The following is a 23,186-nucleotide window of genomic DNA, read 5'->3' as shown; positions in this document are numbered from 1 at the left end:
ACCGCCGAAGGCCCACCGCCCCCGGAATCCCACCAAGCGCAGGCATCAACCACAAACAACCCACCACGCTGTCACAAACAGCTTGATACATACCGAGCTTGCGGCGACTTCGCCGCTCTCCCACGAACTCAGCGCCGCCGGTCCACAAGGGGCCTTAGCCCACTTTGTAGCGAAGGTGTGAAACCAGCCGGGTCCCCCGCACCTCCAAGGGCTCAAGCTTCAGCTCGCCCACGCCGTCCAACAAGCGCTCTCCGCTTCCCAGGATTACAGGGGCAACGTGGAGCCGAAGCTCATCAATGAGGCCGGCCGCCAGGAACTGCCGGGCCGTCGATGCTCCACCGGCAATCGCGACGTTTTTCCCGCCGGCAGCTTCGCGGGCCCGGGCAAGCACAGACTCAATGGGGTCCTTCACGAAATGGAACGTGGTGCCGCCCTCCATGGCCAAGGGCTCTTGGGCGTGGGAGGTCAGGACGAAGACCGGAGCGTGATACGGCGGCTCCTCACCCCACCAGCCGCGCCAATCGGCCGGCCAGATCCCTTCGCCGGGACCGGCGAACATGTTCCTCCCCATGATGTACGCGCCGGCTTCGAGGATCCCGGCCACTTCCGCTGCGTTGGTATCGCGCTCCTGGAACTGCCAGCGGTGCAATGTCTCGCCACCGGCACCCAAAGGTTGCTCCATGGACTGGTTGGGACCGGCTACAAAGCCGTCAAGGGACACGGTGAGATCACAGGTAACTTGGCTCATGCGCCCATCCTGCCACCGGATCAACGGAATGGTCACGGGTTCAGGACACGTTGAAGCCGCCGTTGCTGTGCAGGACCTGGCCGTTGATCCATGAGCCGGCGTCGGAGAACAGGAACCGCACCAGTTTGGCCGTGTCCGCGGGTGTGCCCAGGCGTCCCGCCGGAGTGGCCCCTACCGCCCAGCCGCGAACGGCGTCGTCCATCCAGCCGGTGTCGATCGGGCCCGGGTTGATCACGTTGGCGCGCACTCCCCTGTCCGCCAACTCCACGGCTGCCGCCGTCACGATCCTGTCCAGCGCGCCTTTGCTGGCGCCGTACGGCAGGTTGTGGACGGTATGGTCGCTGGTCAGCGCCACGATCCGCGCACCCACCTCACCAGCCGGGACAGTGGGCAGTTGCTCCGCGAGCGCCTTGATGAGCAGCCAGGTGGCCCGCGAGTTGACCGCGAAATGCCGGTCCCAGCTTTCCACGGAGGTCGTCAGGATGCTGCTGTCCACCGACTCGCAGTGGGACATGACCAGTCCGGTCACGGTCCCCATCGACTGCCCGGCAGCCATGAGCGCGGCGGGCACGGAGGGATCGCTGAGGTCGCCCGGGACGAGTTCGACGGCGGCACCGAGTTCGCGGCATTCGGCGGCAATGGCGGTGGCATCGTCGGGTGACGCCTCAAGGCCGAGCCGGTCGTCGTAGGGTTTCCAATGGTTGAGGACGAGGTTCCAGCCATCGCGTGCCAAGCCTGCGGCCAATGCAGCGCCGATCGAACGCCGCCTTCCAACACCCGTGATGACGGCAACCTGAGAGGGATGATCCATGATTCGACCCTATGCGGTACATGCCGAGGGTCCTACGCTGAACCTGTTCACATCCGCGACTTCACATCCACAAAGGGACTGACATGGCACGCGAACCGGAACCCACGTTGGAGCAACTGAACATCCTGGTCGGCGAGTGGGAAACCACCATTCCCAGCGCGGAGACCCAGGGCCGGACCACGTTCGAGTGGCTGGAAGGCGGCGGCTTCCTGATCCAGCGTTCCACGGTGCAGCGACCGGAGTACCCCAACACGGTCTCCGTGATCGGAGCCACCGGCTCGGACGGGGCGTTCCAGCAGCACTACTTCGATTCGCGCGGCGTGGCCCGGATCTATGACATGACGCTCCGGGACGGCGTGTGGACGCTGTTCCGGGACGGTCCCGACTGGCCGCAACGCTTCGTGGGCCGCTTCAGCGACGACGGGAAGACCATCACCGCGCACTTGGAGCGTGGCACGTATCCCGGCGGACCGCTGGAGCACGACTTCGACATGGTCTACACCCGGATTACTCCACCTCATGGACAGATTCCCGGACCGGTGGGAACATAAGGGCCATAATCCGCGGAGGCATCGCCCGGCCACGTTCGGGTAACTCCAGGTCAGCTCTCGTTTGAGGGGAACGGCCATGGTTCGTCTGGGGTACGCGAACACTGGGAATCCGGGGCAGGAGCCCGGCATCGATTCGGCACGCCACGGCAGCCCCCCTGAGAAAGTCGACGCCGTGGTGGTGGGGTCGGGCTTCGGCGGTTCGGTGGCTGCGCTTCGCTTGGCCGAGGCCGGGCAGTCCGTGGTGCTCATGGAACGCGGCAAGCCTTATCCGCCGGGGAGTTTCGCCCGGTCGCCGTCGGAAATGGGCCGGAACTTCTGGGATCCGGACCGTGGCCTGTACGGGCTGTTCGACGCCTGGACCTTCCGCGGCACTGAAGGGTTGGTGTCCAGCGGTTTGGGCGGCGGCTCGCTCATCTACGCGAACGTCCTGCTGCGCAAGGATGAAAAGTGGTTCGTGAACGAGTCCCCCATCCCGGGCGGCGGCTACGAAAACTGGCCCTTCACCCGCGAAGACCTGGACCCTTACTACGATGCCGCCGAGGCCATGCTCCAGCCGGTCCCCTATCCGTGGAAGGACACGGCCAAGACCCTGGCGATGGAAAGCACTGCCGCGACGTTGGGCTTGTCCATCAGCCGCCCACCGATCGCCGTGACGTTCGCGCCAACCCCGGGCGGAGACCCGCGGACCAACCACCCGCTGCCTCTGCCGGAGTATGGGAGCATCCACGGCCCCCACACCGTCCGGACCACCTGCACGCTCAGCGGCGAATGCGATATCGGCTGCAACGCGGGCGCCAAGAACACGCTGGACCACAACTACATCTCGGCGGCGGCCGCGAAAGGTGCAGATGTCCGCACCTTCCATGATGTCCGCGGCATCAGGCCCTTGCCCGGCGGCGGGTACGAGGTCCGTTACGTGGTCCACCATCCCGAGAACCAGGGCGAACTCCTCACCGAGCAGATCATCCACTGCTCACGGTTGATCCTCGGGGCGGGCACGTTCGGCACCAATTTCCTGCTCCTGCGCAACCGTGGCTCGCTCCCCGCCCTGAGCGAAACCCTGGGCACCCGGTTCAGCGGCAACGGAGACCTCCTGACCTTCATCATGGACGCCAAGACACCGGCCACCAACGGGTCCCGCCCCGGTGTGCGGACCCTCACCGGCAGCCGGGGGCCGGTGATCACCACGGCGATCAGGGTTCCGGATGCGAATGACGACGACGGCGACGGTCGCGGCTACTACGTTGAGGACGCAGGGTATCCCGCCTTCATCAACTGGCTCATGGAAACAGCGCAACTCCGCACTGCTGCCATCCGCACCGCCCGGGTTGCCGGCCAACTGCTGAAGGACAGGCTGTTCGAGGCAGGCCGCTCCAACGTGTCCGCGGACCTTGCAGCGGCGTTGGGCGATGGCCGGTTGTCGTCCAGTTCGGTACCGCTGTTGGGCATGGGCCGGGACATTCCCGACGGCGTCATGACCCTGAACGATGGGCGACTTGCCATTGCGTGGACCATGGCGACGTCCAAGGAGTACTTCGGACGTGTCCGGGCAACCATGGAGTCCATCGCCAAGGACCTGGACGGGAACTTCGTGGACAACCCGTTGTGGTGGGCCAAGCGCGTCATCACCGTGCATCCGATCGGCGGGGCACCGTCCGGGCGGCATCCGGGCGAGGCCGTCTGCGATTCCTACGGCGAAGTCTTCGGCTACCCCGGGTTGTTCGTGGTGGACGGGGCGGCGATGCCCGGCCCCGTGGGCGCCAACCCTTCCCTGACCATCGCGGCGTTTGCCGAGCGGGCGTGTGCGCGGATCCTCGACGGCGGTCCATCAAGTGAACGACGCCGGCCTGCCGGGCATCGCGGGATCGCGCCCTCTGACGCGGCGGCGGAGGACGCGGCTGGGGAGGACGCAGTGGCGGAAGTTGCCGACCCGGGCCACGGCAGTCCGGTGACCTTGCAGGCAGAGGCGGCGGGCGCCGTCGTCGACGTCGGCGCGAGCGCACCGCGGTCACTGGCGCCTGACGCTACCAAAGGCAAAGGGGCGCGCAAGGAACAGCCCGCGGGCGCGGTTCCTGGCGGTACCGATGCTCCCCAGGCGAGCCCTCGCGGGCTGGCACCGCCCGCCGCGGGCCCGGCTCCTGGCGGCACCGACGCTTCCCAAGGGCGCGCTCGCGGGCTGACACCGCCCGCCGCGGCTCCGCCACCCGCCACCTCGGTTCGATTCACCGAGCAGATGCATGGATGGTTCAGTCCCGGCGTTTCCGACGCGGAGAAGGGCCGCATGCTGGGCCGGGACCGGAGCCGGAAGATCATGTTCGAGCTCACCATCATTGCCGAGGACATGGAGGCGTTCGTCGCGGATCCGAGCCATCCCGCCAAGGCAGAGGGGTACGTCCTGGCCGACTATTTCGGGGGCCGCATGCCCGTGGAGCGTGGCTGGTTCAACCTGTTCGTGGAGGACGAGTCCAAGGACGGGCGCCCCGCCCGGCGCATGCTGTACCGTTTGTGGCTGCGCGATCCCGGGGGCACGCCGTTCACGTTTACCGGCTACAAGCAGATCCACAATGAGGCGGGCTTCGACCTCTGGCCGGACACTACCATCCTGTACGCGACCATCCTTCGCGGGCACGTGCCGCCGGACGCCGACACCAAGCCGTCGGACGCTGACACCCAGGAGACGGATTCCGGCTCCGTGGCGGCGGACCCAGGCGTGGTTGGGGCCGGCATCCTGTACATCCGGCCGCTCGCTTTCGCGAAGCAATTGACGACGTTCCGGGCGGAGGGCCCGGCGCCGGCTGCCGGTCTGGCGGCCTTCGTGAAGCTGTTCGCAGGCGAGTTGTGGCAGGTCTACGGGCGCGGCATCCGGCGTGTGCCATTCCCGCTCAGATCTTCCCGCACTCCGAATCGTCCAGGCCGCTGAGACGCGATGAAAAGCTGGGAGCTCGCCCAACACAGGGGCCTCTTGGGCTTCACTCCCCAGCCCGCGGTCCGGTGGCTCGCACCCATGTCCCTGGCCCGGACGGCGTTGAAGGTCATGGCGGCCACGGTTTTCGCGGACTTCGGCGACAAACGCGAGCTGGAAGGCGGCTTCCCGGGCGACCTCCTGCGTCTGGACAAGCTCCCAATCCCCGGCCAACCTGCCCAGCCTCCGGTCACGAGCCGCGGACTTCCCGGCCCGGGTGAACTTGCGGCAGGCGAGCTTGCCGGGACCGCGGAGCACGCGGCCAACCAAGGCCGCACTGCTGCCGCGGACCGCGCTGCCCCTGCCAAGGATCTGTGGCTCGACTTCACCGCAGACCTCGGGGACGGCTTCGACGCAACCTACACGGTGGCGTCGTTGCTGGCGCAGGACGCCTTGTCGGTGGCAGGAGAGGAACTACCCCGCGGCAACGTCCTTGTGCTGGGCGGGGACGAGGTCTACCCAGTCGCGTCCCCGGCGGCCTACGAAAACCGGATGGTGGGACCCTACAGGACCGCGTTCCCCGAGCGGAATCCTGCGTTGCGGGGCCCGCACAACGCCCCAAACCCGGCGGATTCAACGCAGAGCGGGCCACGCAACGAGGTTCCAGTCATGCTCGCGCTCCCCGGCAACCACGACTGGTACGACGGCCTCACCTCGTTCATCCGCACCTTCACCCGGCAACGGAACATCGGAGCCTGGCGGACCATCCAATCCCGCAGCTACTTCGCCCTCAGGCTCACTGGCGAAGGCCCGGCCCCTGGACGCAGCGGCACGCCCGGTTGGTGGCTGCTGGGACTCGACAGCCAACTGGGCCAATACATCGACGAACCCCAACTGGACTACTTCTACCGCAACGTCACACTGCAGCTGCAGCCCGGGGACGCGATCATCCTCTGCGTCGCTTCCCCCATCTGGGTTGACGCGGACGCAGCCCACGCCGCCGAAAGACCCAACGAATTCCGCCAGGCAAATTTCTTCGAACAGGACTACCTGCGCCGCCGGTTCAACCCCGCTACCGGCCACTTCGAATCCACCGGGGCGAACGTCCGGCTCTGGCTCACGGGCGACCTCCACCACTACTCGCGCTACGAAGACAGAACCGCGACGGGACCAGCCAAAACCCAACTCATCACCTGCGGCCTCGGCGGGGCCTACCTCTCCGACGCCCACTGGCTGCCGGACGAGCTCCTCCTACCGGCCCCCGCCGAACCCGGTGAATCATCCAGCGTTCCCAGCGGCAGCCAAACGCCGGCAACAGGCAGACGCTTCGCCCGTGCTTCCACCATCTACCCCGGCCAGTCCGACTCCCACCTCCTGGGTCCCCGACTGGCCAACCCCTTCTCGCCCTCGTGGCTGCCGGCCCGCAACCCCGGCTTCGGGCTTTCCATGGGGTTCGTCCACGTGGTGGCCGCCTTGACGGCCTGGACTGTCTTCAGCGCCTTCCGCGGGGAATCCTTCGTGGGCAGCCTCCGTGGACTGACCCACGGAAACACCCTCCTGCTCATCGTGCTCCTGGTCCTGGCCATGCCGTTCCTCCTCGGAATCACGGTGCTCACGGCCCGCATGCTCGGCATCGCCAAGACCGGCATCGTGGTCTTCACCCGCGGCGTGCTCTACCAGCTGTCCGCGCTCGCGGTGAGTGCCGCCGTCGTGATCCTGGTTCCGTGGCCCCGCGGGTGGCCGGACGTCGTGGTGGTGCTGCTGGCCCTAGCGCTGGTCCATGCGGGCGGCTGGGTGCTGGGCAGCGAGGCGTTCGCCCTGTTCATCCTGTCCACGCCCAGCGGTGAGGTGTCCACGTGGAAGATGTCAGGGCAATCCATCGAGGACCACAAGGGCTTCCTCCGCCTCCACCTCGCGGCGGACGGTACCCTGACCGTCTACCCGCTGGTGGTTGACACCATCTGCCGCGACTGGCGGCTCCAGGACACGAACGACGGCGCGCGGCTGGTTCCGGAGTCCGGCCTGCCTGCCGTGCGGCTGCTTGAAGAACCCATCATCATCGCACGGAAGGGAACCGCACCATGATCATCACCCGTGCCGAGCACCGGACCGAGGTCATCCCGTTCCGTGCCCGGGACAATACCCCGCTCAGCCTGGTCCATGTAACCTCGCCGGCCGAGACCAGCAAGGGTCCCGTGCTGCTGGTCCACGGATCGGGTGTCCGCGCCGAGCTGTTCCGGCCGCCGATCCGGACCACTATCGTGGACGTGCTCCTCGAAGACGGATGGGACGTGTGGATGCTTAACTGGCGGGCATCCATCGACCTCGATCCCCTGTCCTGGACGCTTGCCGACGCCGCCGTCTACGACCATCCCGCCGCCGTCGAGCATGTCCTCAAGGCCACGGGCGCCGAAACCATGAAAGCCGTGATCCACTGCCAGGGATCCACATCGTTCACCATGTCCGCGGTGGCCGGGCTCCTGCCGCAAGTGGACACGATCGTGTCCAACGCCGTCTCCCTCCACCCCGTGGTGCCGGCCTTCTCGCGGCTCAAGATCGACTACCTCACGCCAGTGGTGAAGGTCTTCACGCCCTACCTGTCGCCCGCCTGGGGCTACAAGTCGCAGGGCTACTTCACCCGGGCCATCCGCGGGCTGGTCAAGGCCACGCACCACGAGTGTGACAACACGGTCTGCAAAATGGTCAGTTTCACCTACGGAAGCGGCCGCCCGGCGCTGTGGGCGCACGAGAACCTGGACGAGGCCACGCACGAGTGGCTCAGCGGCGAATTCGCAGAGGTTCCGGTCACGTTCTTCGAAGAGATGGGCCGCAGCATCAAAGCCGGGCACATGGTGGCGGCGGGCGACCATCCGGAATTGCCGGACAACTACGTGTCCGAGGCTCCCCAAACCGATGCCCGGTTCGCCTTCATCGCAGGCATGGACAACCTGTGCTTCCTGCCTGAAAGCCAGCAACGCAGTTACGAGTTCTTCCAGAGGCACCGCCCAGGAAAGGACTCCCTCCACCTCATCCCCGGCTACGGCCACTTGGACGTGTTCTTCGGAGAACACGCCTGGCAGGACACTTTCCCGGTCATACTCAGTGAACTCAACGGCAGCAGGAGCTGAACCCATGAAAACGCTCACCGAACTGGTCACTCCGCTGCTCAAGCTCATGCCCTCGCCGGTACCGAGACGCCAGGAGCGGCTCCGGGGGCAGTATGCCCAGGCCGACGGCATCAAGTACCTCATGCCCGTAAACTCCGACGACTCGCCTGTGCTCATGGCCGCTTTCCCCATCAACAAACGGGCCGCCGCCTCCGTGCTCCCGGGCACGGAACTGCGGCCATTCAGCCTGGGCGGCAAAGGGCTCTTGGTGGTAACCGTGGTCAACTACAAATCCACGGACATCGGCAAGTACATCGAATACTCCCTGGCCATTGCCATCACACACGGCAGCCGCCCGGCACCGCCCATCCTCCCCTTGCTCTTCCAGAAAACCTTCAAGCTCGGCCAGTTCGTGGTGGACCTCCCCGTCAGCACGGAGATCTCGGTCAAGGGCGGGAAGGGCATTTGGGGCATGCCCAAGCACCAGGCCAACCTGGACTTCGTCGTCACGGATTCCAGTGTCTCCGCCCAGTACGACAAGGACGGCCAACTGGGCTGCTACATCGAGATCGAACGGCCGGAACCCCTTGGGCTGCCGCTCAAACTCGCGGCCTCCAATTACTGTGCGTTCCGGAACATGCTCTGGAAATCGGACATCTACTTCGAAGCGACAGGCGACATCGCCCTCGGCGCGCAGGCCAAGGCCCGGCTCATCCTCGGTGACGCGCCCGGCGTCGAACCTTTGAAGAAGCTCCAGGTGGAAAGCAAGCCGATCTTCACCGCCTGGCTGCCACAGGCCCACGGCGTCCTGGACGACCACTACGAAGCCTGGTTCCTTACCGCTCCTACGGAAGCCGGGGCCGCCGGTATCCGTGGCGGGGACATGTTGGACAGCGTCACGGACCTTGGCCAGGGACAGGAATGGCTGACGCCCCCGGACCGCAGCAGGGTGCCCGGCGCGGCAGACCGGGCCGCGGACGGTGCCCTGTGAACTGGCTCCTGCTCATCAACGCGCTGTATTTCCTCTTTGGCGCCACCATGTACGTGGGCACCATGTGGGTCCTCAAGTTCTTCCTCTACCCCACCTGGCGGTCGCTGGCCAGGGACAACGTGGACATGCACTTCGGCATCCCCACCCGGGCAGCCACCAAATTCTTCACCGTGGTGGTGCCCATCATGTTCATCTCCGGCGGCATCCTGGTGTGGTCCGAGTGGGGCACCATCCGTCTCATCCCGGCGATCATCTGCCTGGTGGGCATCATCACGCTGACCGTGGTGGGGCAGGGCATCATCATCCCCATCAATGTCCGCATCCGTGGCGGCGATTTCAAGGACGACGCTGAACTGCGCGCACTCCTGCAACGGTGGATGCTCCTCAACGACATCCGCTTCTACGTCTCCACGCTCACGTGGGCGGCCATGGTCTGGCTGCTGGTGGACCGAGGACGGCTCCTGGAGTCCTTCTCATGAGCGCCCACGCTGAATCCCGCAAGCCACACCCTCCGGGCACGGTGGCCTGGGCCATCGCAGATCCGCTGCGCGCGGTCCTCGCGGCCATTGCCGTCGTCACGGTGATCACGGGCGTGGTGGAGGTTCCTTTTGGCGGGCCGTTGCTCCAATTGCTCGGTGCCGATCCCACGCCGGAGGCCCGCCAGTTGTTCGGCACCGTGGGAATGTTCATGGTGGTGGTTGGCGGACTCCTCCTCCACACCTTGCTCAATGCGGTGCCGTCCCCGGAAGTTGTCCTGTGGTCCGGCGTGCAGAAGGCGGGTGCTTTCGGTGCGGTGGGAATCGGGGTGCTGAACGGAGTGTTCTCGCCGATTGCGCTGCTGGTCGCCTTTTTTGACCTGGCGACGGCGGTGCTCCTCTTCATCTATTGGCGCCGGCTGGGTGCCGGCCCGGGCCTGCAACAGTGAAACGCTCCCTGGTCCTTGCGGGCGGCGGCATGCGCGTGGCCTGGCAGGCGGGCGTGATGCGCGCCCTCGAGGAGGAAGGCCTCGAGTTCCACCACGTCGACGCCGCCTCCGGGGGCATCTTGACCGCGGGCATGCTGCTCTCCGGAGTGTCCGCGAGGGAAATGTGCCAGGGCTGGTCCGGCGTGGACGTCAAGGATTTCGGCTCTGCCCTCCCGGTTGGCGACTACCTCAAAGGACCGTGGTCGCTGCCTGCGGTTGGTGATGCCGACGGCATCCTGGACAAAGTCTTCCCCGCCCTGGGGATCAACGACGCCACCATCCGTGGGCGCGCGGCGGAACCGGGCGCCGTCGAAGGTTCCTTCAACGTGGTGGAGTTCATCGAAAAACGGTGCCACGCGATCGACGCCAAGGACATCGACGCCGAACTGATGGCGGCGGGAATGTCGCTGCCCATTTTCCTGACACCGCTCCGTCGCGACGGAAAGATCTGGAGCGACGCCGTGTGGATGCGCGATGCCAACGTGGCTGAGGCGCTCCGCCGCGGAGCCACCGAAGTCTGGCTTATTTGGTGCATCGGGAACTCCCCGTACTGGGGCGACGGGCCCTTGGAGCAGTACGTGCACATGATCGAAATGAGCGCCATGGGTGCCTTGCTTGCAGATTTCGAGGCCGCTGCCGCCGTGGGGCGCGAGTTTGTACTGCACGTGATCCGTCCTGCGCACCCGCTGCCACTGGATCCCGAGTTCTACCTGGGCCGCGTGGACGCAGACACCCTGATGGGCATGGGCTACCGTGACGCCCGGGCATACCTGGACTCCATGACGGCGGAGGGCCTCGCCAAGGATTCCAGTTGCACGGCCATGACAGACCCCGCGCCGGGTCTGCGCTTCAATGACACCCTGCGCGGCAGGATCGGCGACGACCCGCTCACGTTCCGGGCAACGGTGGTGCTTCCCACCGTGGCCTCCGGTGAACCCCCGCAGGTCACCGGTTACGTGGACCATCCCGGTTTTGGCGGGAGGGCGTTTGTTGCCGACGGTCGCCTGGAAACGGACGCGGCAGAGGTCACCTATCGGGGCCGGATATGGCTCGACGGCGGGTGGCAGGATCTCGCCGTCACGCGCACCTTGCACGATGATCCGGGCCTGGACGCGTGGTCAGATTCGCGCCGCGCAACCATCGCTATCGGAGATGCCAGGGCCGAACTGGCCATGAGCCTTGCAGATGCCGCGGGGCTTCTGGCCTCGATTGAACCCGTGGGCGCACACGGAGTCGTGGACCGTGCTGCGGCCGTGGCGGGGTTTGCGGCGAACGGCTTGCGGGAACTGCTGCGCCGGTACTGAATGGTCCCGCCGCCGTCGTGTCACCCCATGCCTGCATCAACTTTGCGTCAACGGCGCTTGCGTCAACGGCGCAGGACTTTCTTGCTGAACCTCGCGAACTTCCCGGGTTCCTTGGACGGGTCGATGATGGTGGGTTCCACTGAGAAGTCGGTTCCGCGGTCCGTGACCGGGCGGCGCCGGTTGTTCCAGTCCACGGAATTGAACTGCGGGTTGAAAATGGGCGGGGCCACGCCTTCGGCACGGAAGATGTCCCACATCCACGCGGGGATGTTATCGACGGTTCTTGGGTAAGCCAGTACCTGCTGGGCCCACGTTGCCGCCCCAGACGGACGTGCACCGGGATACCAATGACCATCCGGCGCGCGATCCAGAAGTTCTTCGTCAAAGAAATTCACATGGCCCGGGCGGTCGGCGAACACGTGCACCTCGGCCGTTGTCCACGTGCCAATTCCGGGGACGTAGGCAACAGACCTGCAGTCATCCAGCCACAGACTGAGCGCTTCACGCGTGTACTTCGCTTCACGCTCGCGCCGAACGACCGTTGAGCCTGAAATCATACGTCCTCGCCTATATGTTGAAGAGGGCCATTTGATGACCACGTCTATGACTTCATCCATGCCCAAGGCAAAGCCGCCGGAACCAAAGGCTTCTCCGTGCAGGTTCGCGAGTCCTTCTCGGACCAGCGGTAGCGCGGCAAGGTCGTCAATGCTCAACGCCTCAGTCCTTCCTCGTTTTTAGGTGACTCCGGTCCTGACTGCGCGGTGGGCGACTACCCGGCTCGTGCCCGGTGCAGGTGGACGAGAGGTACGAATGGCTGGCGGGGCTGTCGTTCTGGTCCGGGTCACTTACCGAAGAGCTTCTTGCTGAACTTCGCGAATTTCCCAGGTTCTTTGGACGGGTCGATGATGGTGGGTTCCGCTGAGAAGTCGGTTCCGCGGTCCGTGACCGGGCGGCGCCGGTTGTTCCAGTCCACGGAATTGAACTGCGGGTTGTAGATGGGCGGGGTTACGCCTTCGGCGCGGAAGATGTCCCACATCCAGGGCGGGATGTTGTCGACTGTTCGGGGAAACGCATACAGTTCGTGGGCCCATGCGCTCGCATTCGAAGGGCGTTGGCCTGGATACCACTCACCGTCGGCATCAAGTTCCAGATGCTCTTCATCGAAGAAACTTGCTTCGCCGGCAGAGTCCGGAAACACCACAACTTCAGCTGTTGTCCATGTCCCGTGACCCGGCTGATAGGCCAAGACCCTGCACGTCTCCAGCCAATCGTTCCACGCCGCATGCGAAAAGCGCATGTCGCCTGTCATAAATGTTGATCGGTCGGCACTCTCGATTGTTCCGTGCCAGGACGTTCCCGCGACGTGATGCACAAGGGTCGCTCGTGCCTTCTTCATGCCTCGTGCGAAACCAACGTCTCCGAAGGCCTCTTCCCGCAATCTCGTCAGGCCGTCGACAATCCATGCATCGTCCGCTAAGTCGTAAACAGTCATTTTCAACCAGCTCTCGAACTAATTGTTAAATGTCTTGAACGTAGGCGACCTTGCCCGAATCGAAATTCCAATTCCACCTTACTGGGGACCCCCGACCTAGTCCCCGGAATCATCCGCATTTCCCACGTGAGATCGACTGGTTCTCCTGCGCCGAGTTTGCGTTTGACTGTGTTGATGACGTTCATCCCAACCTCGTGGAAGTTGTGATCCTCGTTTGGTATACCTACACCGCGGTTTTGCCAACTGTGTTGGGGAAGACGCCTGCGCCTTCGCCGATGCATCCCAGACCTGATGGTGCTGCGTGGCCCCCGTCGTAGACTCTTGGGGTGCTGACCCAGCACGGTCTTTGGCGACTACCGTTCTGACTTCGCGGTGGGCGATTACCCGGCTCGTGCCCGGTGCAGGTGGACGAGAGGTGCAAATGGCTGGCATGGCTGTCGTTCTGGTCCGGGTCACTTACCGAAGAGCTTCTTGCTGAACCTCGCGAACTTCCCGGGTTCCTTGGACGGGTCGATGATGGTGGGCTCCACTGAGAAGTCGGTTCCGCGGTCCGTGACCGGGCGGCGCCGGTTGTTCCAGTCAACCGAGTTGAATCGTGGGTTGTAGACGGGCGGGGTTACGCCTTCGGCGCGGAAGATGTCCCACATCCACGCCGGGATGTTATCGACGGTTCTTGGGTAGGCCAGTAGCTGCTGGGCCCACTGCTTAGCATCGGCGGGTTCACCCCCGGGATACCAGTCACCGTCGCTCATGCGCCGCAGGTGCTCTTCGTCGAAAACTTCCAAGCGTCCACGGGCATTGGGAAATACATGAACCTCTGCCGTCGTCCACGTACCTGCTCCCTGAACATATGCCCGTTCCCGACAATCATCCAGCCAATAGTCGAAAGCCTCCATTGAGAAGTCGTTATCGAAGCTCTGGTGCCTGTAAAAGTTCTTGCCACCAACAACCATGTGTCCTTGCGCGAAAGTTCGTGTTCGGTAGTGGACAAGGACACGAACAACCTCGTCCATTTCTTTTGCGAATCCGGCGGCCCCAAAGGCTTCGGCAGCCAGACGTTCCAGTCCGGCAATAACAAACGGGTCCGTATTGAGCCTCAGAGTGTCCATTAGTTCAACCTACTTCGGGACGAGCGAGGTTGTTGAACCTCGCGGTAGTAGATTCCTGGCCGTCAAATGCGAAACGCAGCCTCATCTGACGGGGTAGGCCCGGCGTTGGCCCGGGCTCGAGTTTCATTTCCCACGTAAGATCCACAGGTTCTCTGGCGGTCAATTTACGCTTGACCTTGTTGATGACGTTCATCTCGACTTCGTGGAAGTTGTGATCGTCGTTGGGTATGCCCACACCGCGGTTTTGCCACATGTGTTGGGGGAAGACGCCTGCGCCTTCGCCGATGAAGCCCAGGCCAGATGGTGCTGCGTGGCCCCCGTCGTAGCCGGGGCCTCCAAGGCGGCCTGCCTTGCGCTGCTGGTGTCCGTTGCGGTTACTGTCTCCGACGAGTGTCGAAACGATGTGACCTTTGGCTGAGGCGAGCTCAGCGTTCCGGTCCATGACAAGAGTGAACGTGTTCTGGAGTCCACCATCCACTTCCACCACCACGTTGTAGGTGACGTTTGGCAGAGGCTTGTTCAGCTCAAGGGACCACGCCCCTCTGACGCCGCCATAAGTGTCGACGACCCTGACGGTGCCAGTGGCGTCGGTGTAGAACTTTTCCAGGGTGGGCTTCGTGACGATCCCCTGGGAGTCCTTCATCAGGCTGCGGTGCTCGATGACGTACTCGGTGAACGGCTTCAGGTTGGTTCGTGCCGCGAAATTTTCCCTGCGGCTGACCGGGAAAAGTCCATCACCGTGCTTCAGGATGATGGTGTTATCGACCCTGTCGGGTACGACGAAGTGGTCCGGGAGCACCGCCGGCTCGGCTGGATGTGCCGGGCTGGTCCCGTGGGGTGGAACGAACGGGGGTGGGTTGTTCTCCCGGATCGCCGAGGCTTGGGTTTCCAACCAATTGGAGGCATGGTGGGTGTGGCTAGTCCGGGTGAGAGCTCCGCCCGGGGCAGGGAAAACGGCTTCTGGCAGTGAAGCATCTGCTGCGCGCAGGCCTTCGGCCAGCACGGAAAGTCCCTTTGCTGTCGCATTCTTGGCCGCCGACACAGCCTCTGCGGCGCCCGCGCGAGCATTGGTGACGAGGTTCCAGGTTCCAACACGTGCCTTGGTGAGGGCGTCCTGGACCTTGGCGGTGGTGTTGGGGGCGAGGATGTCCGAAACCTTCAGGGCCAAGGAGCCGGGCTTGTCGAGGAAGTCCGCGGTTTTGAGGAGCAGGTGGGAGCAGGCGGCGAGCTTTGCTGCGAACGCCGCGTATTTGGCGCTGTCGATCGTCGCGAGGGACAGGCGTCCTGCGGCCATCCCTGCTGAGGAGACGATTTTGGAGGCCTTAACTCCTGCGCCTGCTCCGGCGCCGAGGAAGAGGCTGGAGACGTTGAATATGGATGCCCCGGCCGCCCACGACGCGGTGGTCTCGTTTTCTTCGAGGTGGATGAAGGCCGGGCCGATGGACGTGAAGAGGTCCAGGGCTTCCTTGACCGCGGGCTCTTCGCGTTTCCTGGTCTCCTCGTCCCGCCACGGAATGCTGGCTCCGGCCAAGGTTCCAGCGGCGCCGATGGTGGTGTTAATTCCGCCCCAGGCCAGGTCGCGTTTGATCGGATTCAGGGTTCCGCTCAGGGACCAGATGCCGTCCACGGTTTCGATAAACGCTGCGCCGATCCCTTGGAGGAGCCCCAGCCCTCCGTTGGGCCGGTAGGGAATGGTTTGGTTGCCCCAGGGTTGTTCGTCTTGGGGGCGGTTGATGCCGGTGTACGTTCCGGCGTCCCAGAGGAGCGTGTCCACCCAGTTCCCGAATTTCAGGTCCGGCCCAATAGGCGCCGAGGCCGCGTAGACGGGACCGCCGAAGATGACTGCAAGTGCTTGTGCGCAGGTGTTTTGCGCATTCAGGTAGTCGTCGTGGATGGCCTTGATGTCGGAGGCGAGCCGCTCGCGCCGGGCGTGCAGGTCAGCGTCCCCGCTCCAGTGCTGGGTGACCGTGGTGGTGATTTCGTCGTCCTTGACCCGGTGGGTGACCTCGACGCTGGTGGGAAAAACGGAGATGTCCGCATCCAGGGTGTGCACGGCCCGGCTATAGGCCTCCAAACGAAGCTTCAAGTCCCGGCAAGTGGTGGAGAAGGTCTCCAAGGCTGTCGCCGAGGCCGCCGCTGTGCTTTGGACGCGCTGCGCCGTGGGGGTCAGATGATCAAAGGCTGACAACACAGTCGCCGACTCATCGGTCTTGTACGAGGTGGAGAGCTGCCGCCATAATGCGGTGGTTGTGCAGAAGTCCGTCAGGTAATCCCCGGCATGCTGCCTCAACGACCGCGCCGCAGCATCCAAGGAATCAACATCAGGCAACGCGAAGCCGCCCGAAGGATTCAACCCCGACGAAGTGTCAGTGGACGTCACAAGCGCTCCTGGAATAAACAACCGAAATGGCAGCCCGTGACCGAAGTGGTCCCGCAGCCGGGGTCATTGTGAGCACACAAAAAATCGACTAGGTGGCGAAAAAGGCTCTCCCTAGACCGAAACAGAGGAAATTAGGTGCTAAAAACCCAAAATTAGGTGGTGCGAGAAGGTGTCTAGGTGTCGTTATCCACAGGCCGTGATGTGCAAGGCCCACGGGAAATACAGGGAATGTGACGCACGTTATTACCGCCCGGTAAACACCACGCTACGGAACCACCAAAGATGGCAACAGGGGTGAAACACCCGCGAAAAACCGGCGTCCTAGGCTGATCCCACAAGCACCGAACAGGTCATCAGCGAAAGGGCCCACCATGTCCTCACCTTCCCTCCACATCGTCATCGCCGGCGCAGGTCCGGCCGCCCAGGCTTTGGTGCGGAGGCTCGCAGGCAAGGGTGGCCCACGCCCCCAGGGGCAACGCACCTTCGACGGCACCATCACGGTCCTCAGCAACCGCGACGAGTGCTCCGACGCCCTCCTGGAACTCGCCGAACTGCCCAAGGTCTCGGTGCGCTTCGGCCAGGCAGCCAGCTACATCGACGCGAACGCCAGGGTGGTGACCACCGTCGATGGCATGGACTTCGCCTACGACCAGCTCGTGATCGCCACCGGCTCAGCACCGTCGTTGCCCCCGGTTACCGGTGCCTACTGTGGCTTGAACTACTCCACCATCGACGACGCCGGCCCCATCGGCGAAGCGGTTAAGGACGTCACCCGGGTTGTTGGCCGCCGTCCGCTGGGCATCCTCGTGGGAACCGGGCCTGCCGCCGGGCAAGCTGAAGCCGTGCTCCGGGCCAGGGGTGTCCGTCCCGTGCGCACCACGTTGCGGCCGTCCGCCGTCGTACCTTCCCTGGCCGGTTCCCCGCTGCCGGCCACCGGCATCCTGTTCGAGGATGGCAGCAGCATGAACGGCGACCTGGTGGTCCTGGCGGAGGAGCGCACCGCGCGCACCGAGCTCGCCGCCAGCGCGGGCCTGGAATTGGCGCGCGACGGCGGTATCGCCGTCGGACGCGACCTTGCGACGTCGGTGCCGGGCATCTGGGCGATCGGCGACGCAGCGTCGTGCGACGGGCTGCGGTTGGGGCTCCTCCTGTCCGCGGAATCCTCGGCCATGCTGTGTGCTTCGGGGCTGCTGTCTGCAGCTCGTGGCGGCGCTGCCGCTGCCACGGCAGAAGTCCAGGCAGCCGCCTGACAACCTCCCGCCGGTGCCGGTGGCCGGTGTGGCAAGATGGTCCTTTGACGGGCAGTGACAACCCTGCGGCCACCGGGCCGGCCACGCCCGGCACGGAAGGATTCCATGAGCAACCAAGCCGGCATCGCCTCGTACATCGACCACACCCTGTTGAAGCCCGAGGCCAGCGAGGCCGACGTCCTCAAGGTGTGTGCCGAGGCCGCCGAGTACAACTTCAAGTCCGTGTGCGTCAATCCGATCTGGGTCAAGACCGTCAAGAACGCCCTGAAGGGTTCCGGCGTCCTGACGTGCGCCGTGGTGGGGTTCCCGCTCGGCGCCACGCCCAGCGACGTCAAGGCCTTCGAAGCCAGGGGCGCTGTACTGGATGGCGCCGATGAGATCGACATGGTGATCAACATCGCCTCTGCCCGTGCCAATGACAAGGGTGCGCTGGTGGAGGACATCACCGCCGTCGCCGAGGCTGTGCACACGGGCGAGGCTATCCTGAAAGTCATCATCGAAACCGCGCTCCTGAGCGATGACCAGAAGGTGATCGCTTGTGAAGCGGCGGTGGAAGCGGGTGCCGACTTCGTCAAGACCTCCACCGGTTTCAACGGAGGCGGCGCAACAGCCGAAGACGTAGCCCTCATGCGCAAGACGGTCGGCCCTGAACTGGGCGTCAAGGCCTCGGGCGGTGTGCGGTCCCTTGCCGATGCACAGGCTATGATTGCTGCTGGTGCAACACGTATCGGAGCGAGTTCCGGAATTGCCATCGTCAAGGGTGAACAGGGTTCATCCGACTACTGAGGCTTCCGGCCGCCGCCACGGATTTGAGCCCTGCGGGGCCGAGGAGGAATGAATTGTCCAAGAACACTGCCCCGATTGAAAACGAGAACAACCTCGGCACGAGCATCGTGCTGTTCGTGGTGATGATCGTCCTCTTCCTTGGCGCCATCTACTCCCTGTCCTTCCTGACACTGGACAACCCGTGGCCGATGGCCGTCTGCCTGGGCCTCTTCGCCCTGGCTTTCTGGATTCCGCAGACCGTCCTCGGCCGCTCGGACTCGGCTGGCGAGAACTAAACGCTTAAAGGCAACGCGGGGTCACTTACAGCCCATAATCCCCCTCGGGATGGGCCGTAAGTGACCCCGCGTTGCTTTAACTAGAGCGCGAGGGCAGCCAGGACCGCCGGCCAGTGCTGTTGGGCCAATGCCCAGGCCGCTGCCCCCATGCCCACCATCGCGTAGCCGCTGACCGGAATCAGGACCAGCCATTCGCGGCGTGATCCGGCCCGGCCCAGCAGCGGCAGGGAAAAGGCCCCGTTGGGACGCCAGATCCCGCTGATGGCCGACTTCCGCAGGAATTTGGGCGGTTTGATGACGATCGGCCACAGCAACGGCACGCCGCCCACCGTGATCATGTCCCCCACGATGTGCACCACGACGCCGGTCAGCATGGACAGCGGCAGCCAACCCCACTGGGCCGGCGCGAACCAGGTCACCAGCCCCGCCATGGCCAGTGCGAAGAGCCAGTTGGTGATCCACCCGGACTTGGGAAACAGGTTCAGCGCTTTCGCCGCGAGGTTGATCATGAACATGCACAGCAGCCCCGCGCCCACGGACAACTTCCCCACGGGCGTGACCATCTGGAATTGGGCCGCCATGGCCGCCAACACCACAAAGGCAGACGCTCCCAGCAGCGAATGCGTTCCCTGCCGGTGCCCGCCGCTGGCCTTCTCAATGCCCACGGCGATCGCGTTGGACAAAGGCGGCAGCGAATTGGCGATGGTGCTGTGCCGATGATCCCAGTCGCACACCAGCGCGGTGCCCGCCGTCGCCATGGCGCCGATCAGGATGCCGGTGGAATCCAGCGGGTACCAGCCCAGGGCGTAGGGGCCGGTTGAGGCAATGGCGATCCACGCCGCGGCTCCCGACGCGGCGTGGTGTCCTCCCATCATTGAAGTCAGCCAGCCTTTACGGGTACATCGGTGAAAATCGCTTCAATAACGTTGTTGGCCCATTCCAGGATTTCGGCATCCTGGAGGTCCCGGCCGCCGATCCGGGCGGTCTTCGGCTTCGGGATGAGCACGGCGTCCAGCGCCGGCTTGACCTGCGAGCCCGGGTACATGCGATTGAGGCGCATGGTTTTTGATTCGGGCAGTTGCGCCGGCGAGAAGCGGATGAAGTTTCCTTGGAGTGCGACGTCGGACAGGCCGGCTTCGCGGGCCCCCACCCGGAAGCGGGCCACGGCAATGAGGTTCTTGGCCGGGAGCGGCGGCTCACCGTAGCGGTCCACGAGCTCGGCCAGGACCTCGTCGATGGCCTCGTTGGTGATGGCTGCGGCCAGTTTCCGGTAGGCCTCCAGGCGCAAGCGCTCTCCCGGAACGTAGTCATGCGGCAAGTGCGCGTTGACGGGCAGCTCGATCTTCATCTCGGCGGCCTTCTCCTCGGCCTCGCCGCGGTACTCTGCCACGGCCTCCCCCACCAAGCGGATGTAGAGATCGAAGCCGACGCCCTGGATGTGGCCGGATTGCTCGCCGCCCAGGAGGTTGCCCGCGCCGCGGATTTCGAGGTCCTTCATTGCCAGCTGCATGCCGGCGCCGAGTTCGTTGTGCGCGGCCACGGCTTTGAGGCGTTCCAGGGCCACCTCGCCCAGCGGCTTCTCCGAGGGGTACAGGAAGTATGCGTAAGCACGTTCCCGCCCACGGCCAACACGGCCACGGAGCTGGTGGAGCTGCGACAGCCCGTACTTGTCCGCGCCGTCCACAATGAGCGTGTTGGCGTTGGAGATGTCCAGGCCGGTCTCGATGATGGTGGTGCACACCAGCACGTCGAACCTCTTCTCCCAGAAGTCCACGATGATCTTTTCCAGGCGGCTCTCGGACATCTGCCCGTGCGCCACCTCCACCCTGGCTTCGGGGACCAGTTCGCGGATCTGCGCGGCAATCCGCTCGATCGAGGACACCCGGTTGTGCACGAAGAACACCTGGCCTTCGCGCATGAGTTCACGGCGGATCGCTGCCGAGGTCTGCTTGTTGGTGAACGGTCCCACGTAGGTCAACACGGGGTGGCGTTCTTCCGGCGGCGTGGCCAGGGTGGACGTCTCCCGGATGCCCGTGAGGGACATTTCCAAGGTACGCGGAATGGGGGTGGCGCTCATGGCCAGCACGTCCACGTTGGTGCGCATCTTCTTGAGCGCTTCCTTGTGCTCCACGCCGAACCGCTGTTCCTCGTCCACGATTACCAGGCCGAGGTCCTTGAACTCGAAGTCCTTGGACAGCAGCCGGTGCGTGCCGATCACCACGTCCACGGCGCCGCTCTTGACGCCCTCTGCGGTCTCCTTGGCTTCCTTGCTGGACTGGAAACGGGACAGTGGCTTGACGCGCAGCGGGAAGCCGGAGAACCGCTCGGTAAAGGTCTCATAGTGCTGTTGGGCGAGGAGCGTGGTGGGCACCAGGACCGCCACCTGTTTGCCGTCCTGAACGGCCTTGAACGCGGCGCGGACGGCGATTTCGGTCTTGCCATATCCAACATCGCCGGAGACCAGCCGGTCCATGGGGATCTCGCGCTCCATGTCAGCCTTGACTTCGTTGATGGTGGTCAGCTGGTCCGGGGTCTCCACGTAAGGGAAGGCCTCCTCGAGCTCGCGCTGCCACGGAGTATCCGGGGCGAAGGCGTGCCCGCGGGATGCCATGCGGGCCGAGTACAGGCGAATCAGTTCGCCCGCGATTTCCTTGACGGCCTTGCGGGCCTTGGACTTGGTGCTGGCCCAGTCAGCGCCGCCCATCTTGCTCAGCGCGGGGGTGTCACCGCCAACGTAGCGGGTCACCTGGTCCAACTGGTCCGTGGGAACGAACAAGCGGTCCCCGGGGGCACCCCGCTTGGACGGGGCATACTCCAGCACCAGGTACTCGCGCAGCCCTGAGTCGGACGCGGATGTTCCCACCACCTTGCGTTGGATCAGTTCCACGAATTTGCCGATGCCGTGCTGCTCGTGGACCACGAAGTCCCCGGCATGCAGTTGCAGCGGGTCCACGGCGTTGCGACGCTTGGACGGCATGCGCCGCATGTCCTTGGTGGAGCTCGCCGAAGCGCGGCCCAGCAGGTCCGCTTCGGTCAGGAGGCCCATCTTCAGGCCATCGAGCACAAAACCACGCCCGACGGCGGCGCAGGTCACCTCGATGATGCCGGGTTGCGGCTCGTCATCCAGGGAGTCAACCCGGGCACACGGAATATCGGCGTCATGGAACAGCTCAACCAGTCGCTGCGCAGGTCCGGGACCGTCGGTTACCACCACCACGCGCCACTGGTCCCTGACGCGTGAGCCAATGAAGTCCAGCATTTCGGCCACTTCGCCCTGGTAGCCGCGGGGTTCGCGGGCATGGAGGTTGAGCACGTCGATGTCCAACACCAGGTCCTCGTCGGTGGCCAGCGAGGTGATGGACCACCAGGACACTTTGTTCTCCAGCGCCGAGGAGCGGGTGTCGGTGAGCGAACGGAAACTGGCGGCATGCAGGTCGGTGGAGGTGCGGGACAACAGGTCAAGGGGCGCCGCACCGCCGTCGGACGCCGTTGACCAGGCAGCCTCAAGGAACTCTTCGTTGGTTGCGGCGAGGTCGTGCGCGCGGGTCCGGACCTTCTCGGGTTCGATCACCACGGCCAGCGAGCCCGCGGGGAGCTGGTCCACGAACGGAACCATGGCATCCACCAGGACCGGGGCCAGGGACTCCATGCCTTCCACCGCGATGCCGCCGGCGATCTTCTCCAGCATGTCCGCCGCGGCAGGCATGTCCCCCTTCAGCTTGGCCGCCCGGGACATGACCGACGGCGTGATGAGGATTTCCCGGCACGGCGGGGCATGCAGTTCCGTGGGGTGGTGGATTCCAGGGGCGGACAGCGAGCGCTGGTCGGCGACGGCGAACCAGCGCATCTGGTCCACTTCGTCGCCGAAGAACTCCACGCGGATCGGGTGGTCCTCGGTGGGCGGAAAGACGTCCAGGATGCCACCGCGCACGGCGAACTCGCCACGGTGCGTCACCATGTCCACGCGGGCGTAGGCGGCGTCCGACAAGGCCCGTACCACCTCAGTGAAGGACCGCTCTTCGCCAACCTTCAACGTCACCGGGACCAAATCGCCAAGGCCGGCCACGATGGGCTGGACCACGGCGCGGACCGGCGCCACCACCACGCGCAGGGGGGCCGCCGTCGAGCTTTCCGGGTGCGCCAGCCGCCGCAGGACGGAGAGCCGGCGGCCAACCGTGTCCGAGCGGGGCGAGAGCCGCTCGTGCGGGAGGGTTTCCCAACTGGGGAATGCCGCCACGGATTCGGCAGGAAGGTAGGAGGCGAGCGCTGCGGTGAGGTCCTCGGCTTCGCGGCCCGTAGCCGTGACCGCGAGGACCACCGGGCCCGCGGAACTTTCGGTGGCCAGGGCGTCGGCCATTTCGGCGAGCAGCACGGAACGCATGCCGGTGGGAGCACTGATCTGGTAATCCGTGCTCCGGGAGTCGAAGGGCCGCCCGGCCTCGGTGCGGACGCGCGCAAAACTCTTGTCTTCCGCGAGTGCGCGGCGCAGACCGTTGAGGCTCATGGCTGAAACTCC

General features: G+C 64.9%; 19 protein-coding genes. 11 read left to right on the top strand and 8 right to left on the bottom strand.

Features of this window, described 5'->3' with window-relative positions; translation table 11 throughout:
• Positions 1-154 precede the first annotated feature (154 nt).
• Together ACIPV6_RS09185 and ACIPV6_RS09180 are read right to left on the bottom strand one after the other, a co-directional pair.
• Positions 155-748 (bottom strand): dihydrofolate reductase family protein, encoded by a 594-nt coding sequence (locus ACIPV6_RS09185; protein WP_400270569.1) that lies wholly within the window; start codon positions 746-748, stop codon positions 155-157.
• 40 nt (positions 749-788) lie between these two features.
• Entirely contained in the window at positions 789-1,559 is a 771-nt protein-coding gene (locus ACIPV6_RS09180) for an SDR family oxidoreductase (RefSeq protein ID WP_400270568.1), read from the bottom strand.
• Between the two features lie 83 nt (positions 1,560-1,642).
• Between ACIPV6_RS09180 and ACIPV6_RS09175 the strand changes: the two genes are divergently transcribed.
• From ACIPV6_RS09175 to ACIPV6_RS09140, 8 genes are all read left to right on the top strand, one after another.
• Entirely contained in the window at positions 1,643-2,110 is a 468-nt protein-coding gene (locus ACIPV6_RS09175; RefSeq protein ID WP_400270567.1) for a hypothetical protein, read from the top strand.
• Between the two features lie 76 nt (positions 2,111-2,186).
• Positions 2,187-5,030 carry a GMC oxidoreductase gene (locus ACIPV6_RS09170; RefSeq protein WP_400270566.1) on the top strand — a complete coding sequence of 948 codons (2,844 nt, stop codon included), beginning with the start codon at positions 2,187-2,189 and terminating at the stop codon, positions 5,028-5,030.
• A 6-nt stretch (positions 5,031-5,036) separates the two neighbouring features.
• Positions 5,037-7,097, top strand: coding sequence for a hypothetical protein (locus ACIPV6_RS09165; RefSeq protein ID WP_400270565.1), 2,061 nt, complete (start codon positions 5,037-5,039; stop codon positions 7,095-7,097).
• Positions 7,094-8,140 (top strand): alpha/beta fold hydrolase, encoded by a 1,047-nt coding sequence (locus tag ACIPV6_RS09160; protein ID WP_400270564.1) that lies wholly within the window; start codon positions 7,094-7,096, stop codon positions 8,138-8,140. The genes ACIPV6_RS09165 and ACIPV6_RS09160 overlap by 4 nt, the downstream gene beginning before the upstream one ends.
• Before the next feature lie 4 nt (positions 8,141-8,144).
• The gene (locus ACIPV6_RS09155; RefSeq protein WP_400270563.1) at positions 8,145-9,110 is read left to right on the top strand and encodes an acetoacetate decarboxylase family protein; all 966 of its coding nucleotides are present in this window, start codon (positions 8,145-8,147) and stop codon (positions 9,108-9,110) included.
• Positions 9,107-9,589: a hypothetical protein gene (locus tag ACIPV6_RS09150; protein ID WP_400270562.1), complete on the top strand. Its 483-nt coding sequence runs from the start codon at positions 9,107-9,109 to the stop codon at positions 9,587-9,589. Before ACIPV6_RS09155 ends, ACIPV6_RS09150 begins: the two co-directional genes overlap by 4 nt.
• Positions 9,586-10,035 carry a hypothetical protein gene (locus ACIPV6_RS09145; protein WP_400270561.1) on the top strand — a complete coding sequence of 150 codons (450 nt, stop codon included), beginning with the start codon at positions 9,586-9,588 and terminating at the stop codon, positions 10,033-10,035. Before ACIPV6_RS09150 ends, ACIPV6_RS09145 begins: the two co-directional genes overlap by 4 nt.
• Positions 10,032-11,378, top strand: coding sequence for a patatin-like phospholipase family protein (locus ACIPV6_RS09140; protein ID WP_400270560.1), 1,347 nt, complete (start codon positions 10,032-10,034; stop codon positions 11,376-11,378). The genes ACIPV6_RS09145 and ACIPV6_RS09140 overlap by 4 nt, the downstream gene beginning before the upstream one ends.
• A gap of 62 nt (positions 11,379-11,440) precedes the next feature.
• On the opposite strand, the gene ACIPV6_RS09135 is transcribed toward ACIPV6_RS09140, so the two are convergent.
• The 4 genes from ACIPV6_RS09135 to ACIPV6_RS09120 form a co-directional block, all read right to left on the bottom strand.
• Positions 11,441-12,091, bottom strand: a complete 651-nt coding sequence (locus ACIPV6_RS09135) for a hypothetical protein (protein WP_400270559.1) — start codon at positions 12,089-12,091, stop codon at positions 11,441-11,443.
• Positions 12,092-12,219: 128 nt separating this feature from the next.
• Positions 12,220-12,675, bottom strand: coding sequence for a hypothetical protein (locus ACIPV6_RS09130; protein ID WP_400270558.1), 456 nt, complete (start codon positions 12,673-12,675; stop codon positions 12,220-12,222).
• Positions 12,676-13,322: 647 nt separating this feature from the next.
• Positions 13,323-13,979, bottom strand: coding sequence for a hypothetical protein (locus ACIPV6_RS09125; RefSeq protein WP_400270557.1), 657 nt, complete (start codon positions 13,977-13,979; stop codon positions 13,323-13,325).
• A gap of 4 nt (positions 13,980-13,983) precedes the next feature.
• Entirely contained in the window at positions 13,984-16,359 is a 2,376-nt protein-coding gene (locus ACIPV6_RS09120) for a hypothetical protein (RefSeq protein WP_400270556.1), read from the bottom strand.
• 371 nt (positions 16,360-16,730) lie between these two features.
• On the opposite strand from ACIPV6_RS09120, the gene ACIPV6_RS09115 reads away from it, so the two are divergent.
• From ACIPV6_RS09115 to ACIPV6_RS09105, 3 genes are all read left to right on the top strand, one after another.
• Positions 16,731-17,609, top strand: coding sequence for an FAD-dependent oxidoreductase (locus ACIPV6_RS09115; RefSeq protein WP_400270555.1), 879 nt, complete (start codon positions 16,731-16,733; stop codon positions 17,607-17,609).
• Between the two features lie 105 nt (positions 17,610-17,714).
• On the top strand, positions 17,715-18,395 hold the full coding sequence (gene deoC / locus ACIPV6_RS09110) for a deoxyribose-phosphate aldolase (RefSeq protein WP_400270554.1): 681 nt from the start codon (positions 17,715-17,717) through the stop codon (positions 18,393-18,395).
• Between the two features lie 53 nt (positions 18,396-18,448).
• Positions 18,449-18,670 carry a hypothetical protein gene (locus ACIPV6_RS09105; RefSeq protein ID WP_387433475.1) on the top strand — a complete coding sequence of 74 codons (222 nt, stop codon included), beginning with the start codon at positions 18,449-18,451 and terminating at the stop codon, positions 18,668-18,670.
• 80 nt (positions 18,671-18,750) lie between these two features.
• On the opposite strand, the gene ACIPV6_RS09100 is transcribed toward ACIPV6_RS09105, so the two are convergent.
• A complete protein-coding gene (locus ACIPV6_RS09100) occupies positions 18,751-19,545 on the bottom strand; it encodes a metal-dependent hydrolase (protein WP_400270553.1) in 795 nt (264 codons plus the stop codon).
• 5 nt (positions 19,546-19,550) lie between these two features.
• The gene (mfd, locus tag ACIPV6_RS09095) at positions 19,551-23,174 is read right to left on the bottom strand and encodes a transcription-repair coupling factor (RefSeq protein ID WP_400270552.1); all 3,624 of its coding nucleotides are present in this window, start codon (positions 23,172-23,174) and stop codon (positions 19,551-19,553) included.
• Between the last annotated feature and the right edge of the window lie 12 nt (positions 23,175-23,186).

The sequence above is a fragment of the Paenarthrobacter sp. NPDC089988 genome (assembly GCF_044748465.1).
Classification (GTDB): Bacteria; Actinomycetota; Actinomycetes; order Actinomycetales; family Micrococcaceae; genus Arthrobacter.
Note: the sequence above shows the minus strand (reverse complement) of the source record. Positions and strands in the feature narration are given on the sequence as shown.

Coding starts and splice junctions, on each gene's coding strand:
- ACIPV6_RS09175 (WP_400270567.1), top strand. CDS start 1,643: ATGGCACGCGAACCGGAACCCACGTTGGAGCAACTGAACATCCTGGTC.
- ACIPV6_RS09100 (WP_400270553.1), bottom strand. CDS start 19,545: ATGATGGGAGGACACCACGCCGCGTCGGGAGCCGCGGCGTGGATCGCC.
- ACIPV6_RS09155 (WP_400270563.1), top strand. CDS start 8,145: ATGAAAACGCTCACCGAACTGGTCACTCCGCTGCTCAAGCTCATGCCC.
- ACIPV6_RS09165 (WP_400270565.1), top strand. CDS start 5,037: ATGAAAAGCTGGGAGCTCGCCCAACACAGGGGCCTCTTGGGCTTCACT.
- ACIPV6_RS09180 (WP_400270568.1), bottom strand. CDS start 1,559: ATGGATCATCCCTCTCAGGTTGCCGTCATCACGGGTGTTGGAAGGCGG.
- deoC (WP_400270554.1), top strand. CDS start 17,715: ATGAGCAACCAAGCCGGCATCGCCTCGTACATCGACCACACCCTGTTG.
- mfd (WP_400270552.1), bottom strand. CDS start 23,174: ATGAGCCTCAACGGTCTGCGCCGCGCACTCGCGGAAGACAAGAGTTTT.
- ACIPV6_RS09160 (WP_400270564.1), top strand. CDS start 7,094: ATGATCATCACCCGTGCCGAGCACCGGACCGAGGTCATCCCGTTCCGT.
- ACIPV6_RS09170 (WP_400270566.1), top strand. CDS start 2,187: ATGGTTCGTCTGGGGTACGCGAACACTGGGAATCCGGGGCAGGAGCCC.
- ACIPV6_RS09185 (WP_400270569.1), bottom strand. CDS start 748: ATGAGCCAAGTTACCTGTGATCTCACCGTGTCCCTTGACGGCTTTGTA.
- ACIPV6_RS09125 (WP_400270557.1), bottom strand. CDS start 13,979: ATGGACACTCTGAGGCTCAATACGGACCCGTTTGTTATTGCCGGACTG.
- ACIPV6_RS09145 (WP_400270561.1), top strand. CDS start 9,586: ATGAGCGCCCACGCTGAATCCCGCAAGCCACACCCTCCGGGCACGGTG.
- ACIPV6_RS09130 (WP_400270558.1), bottom strand. CDS start 12,675: ATGCGCTTTTCGCATGCGGCGTGGAACGATTGGCTGGAGACGTGCAGG.
- ACIPV6_RS09115 (WP_400270555.1), top strand. CDS start 16,731: ATGTCCTCACCTTCCCTCCACATCGTCATCGCCGGCGCAGGTCCGGCC.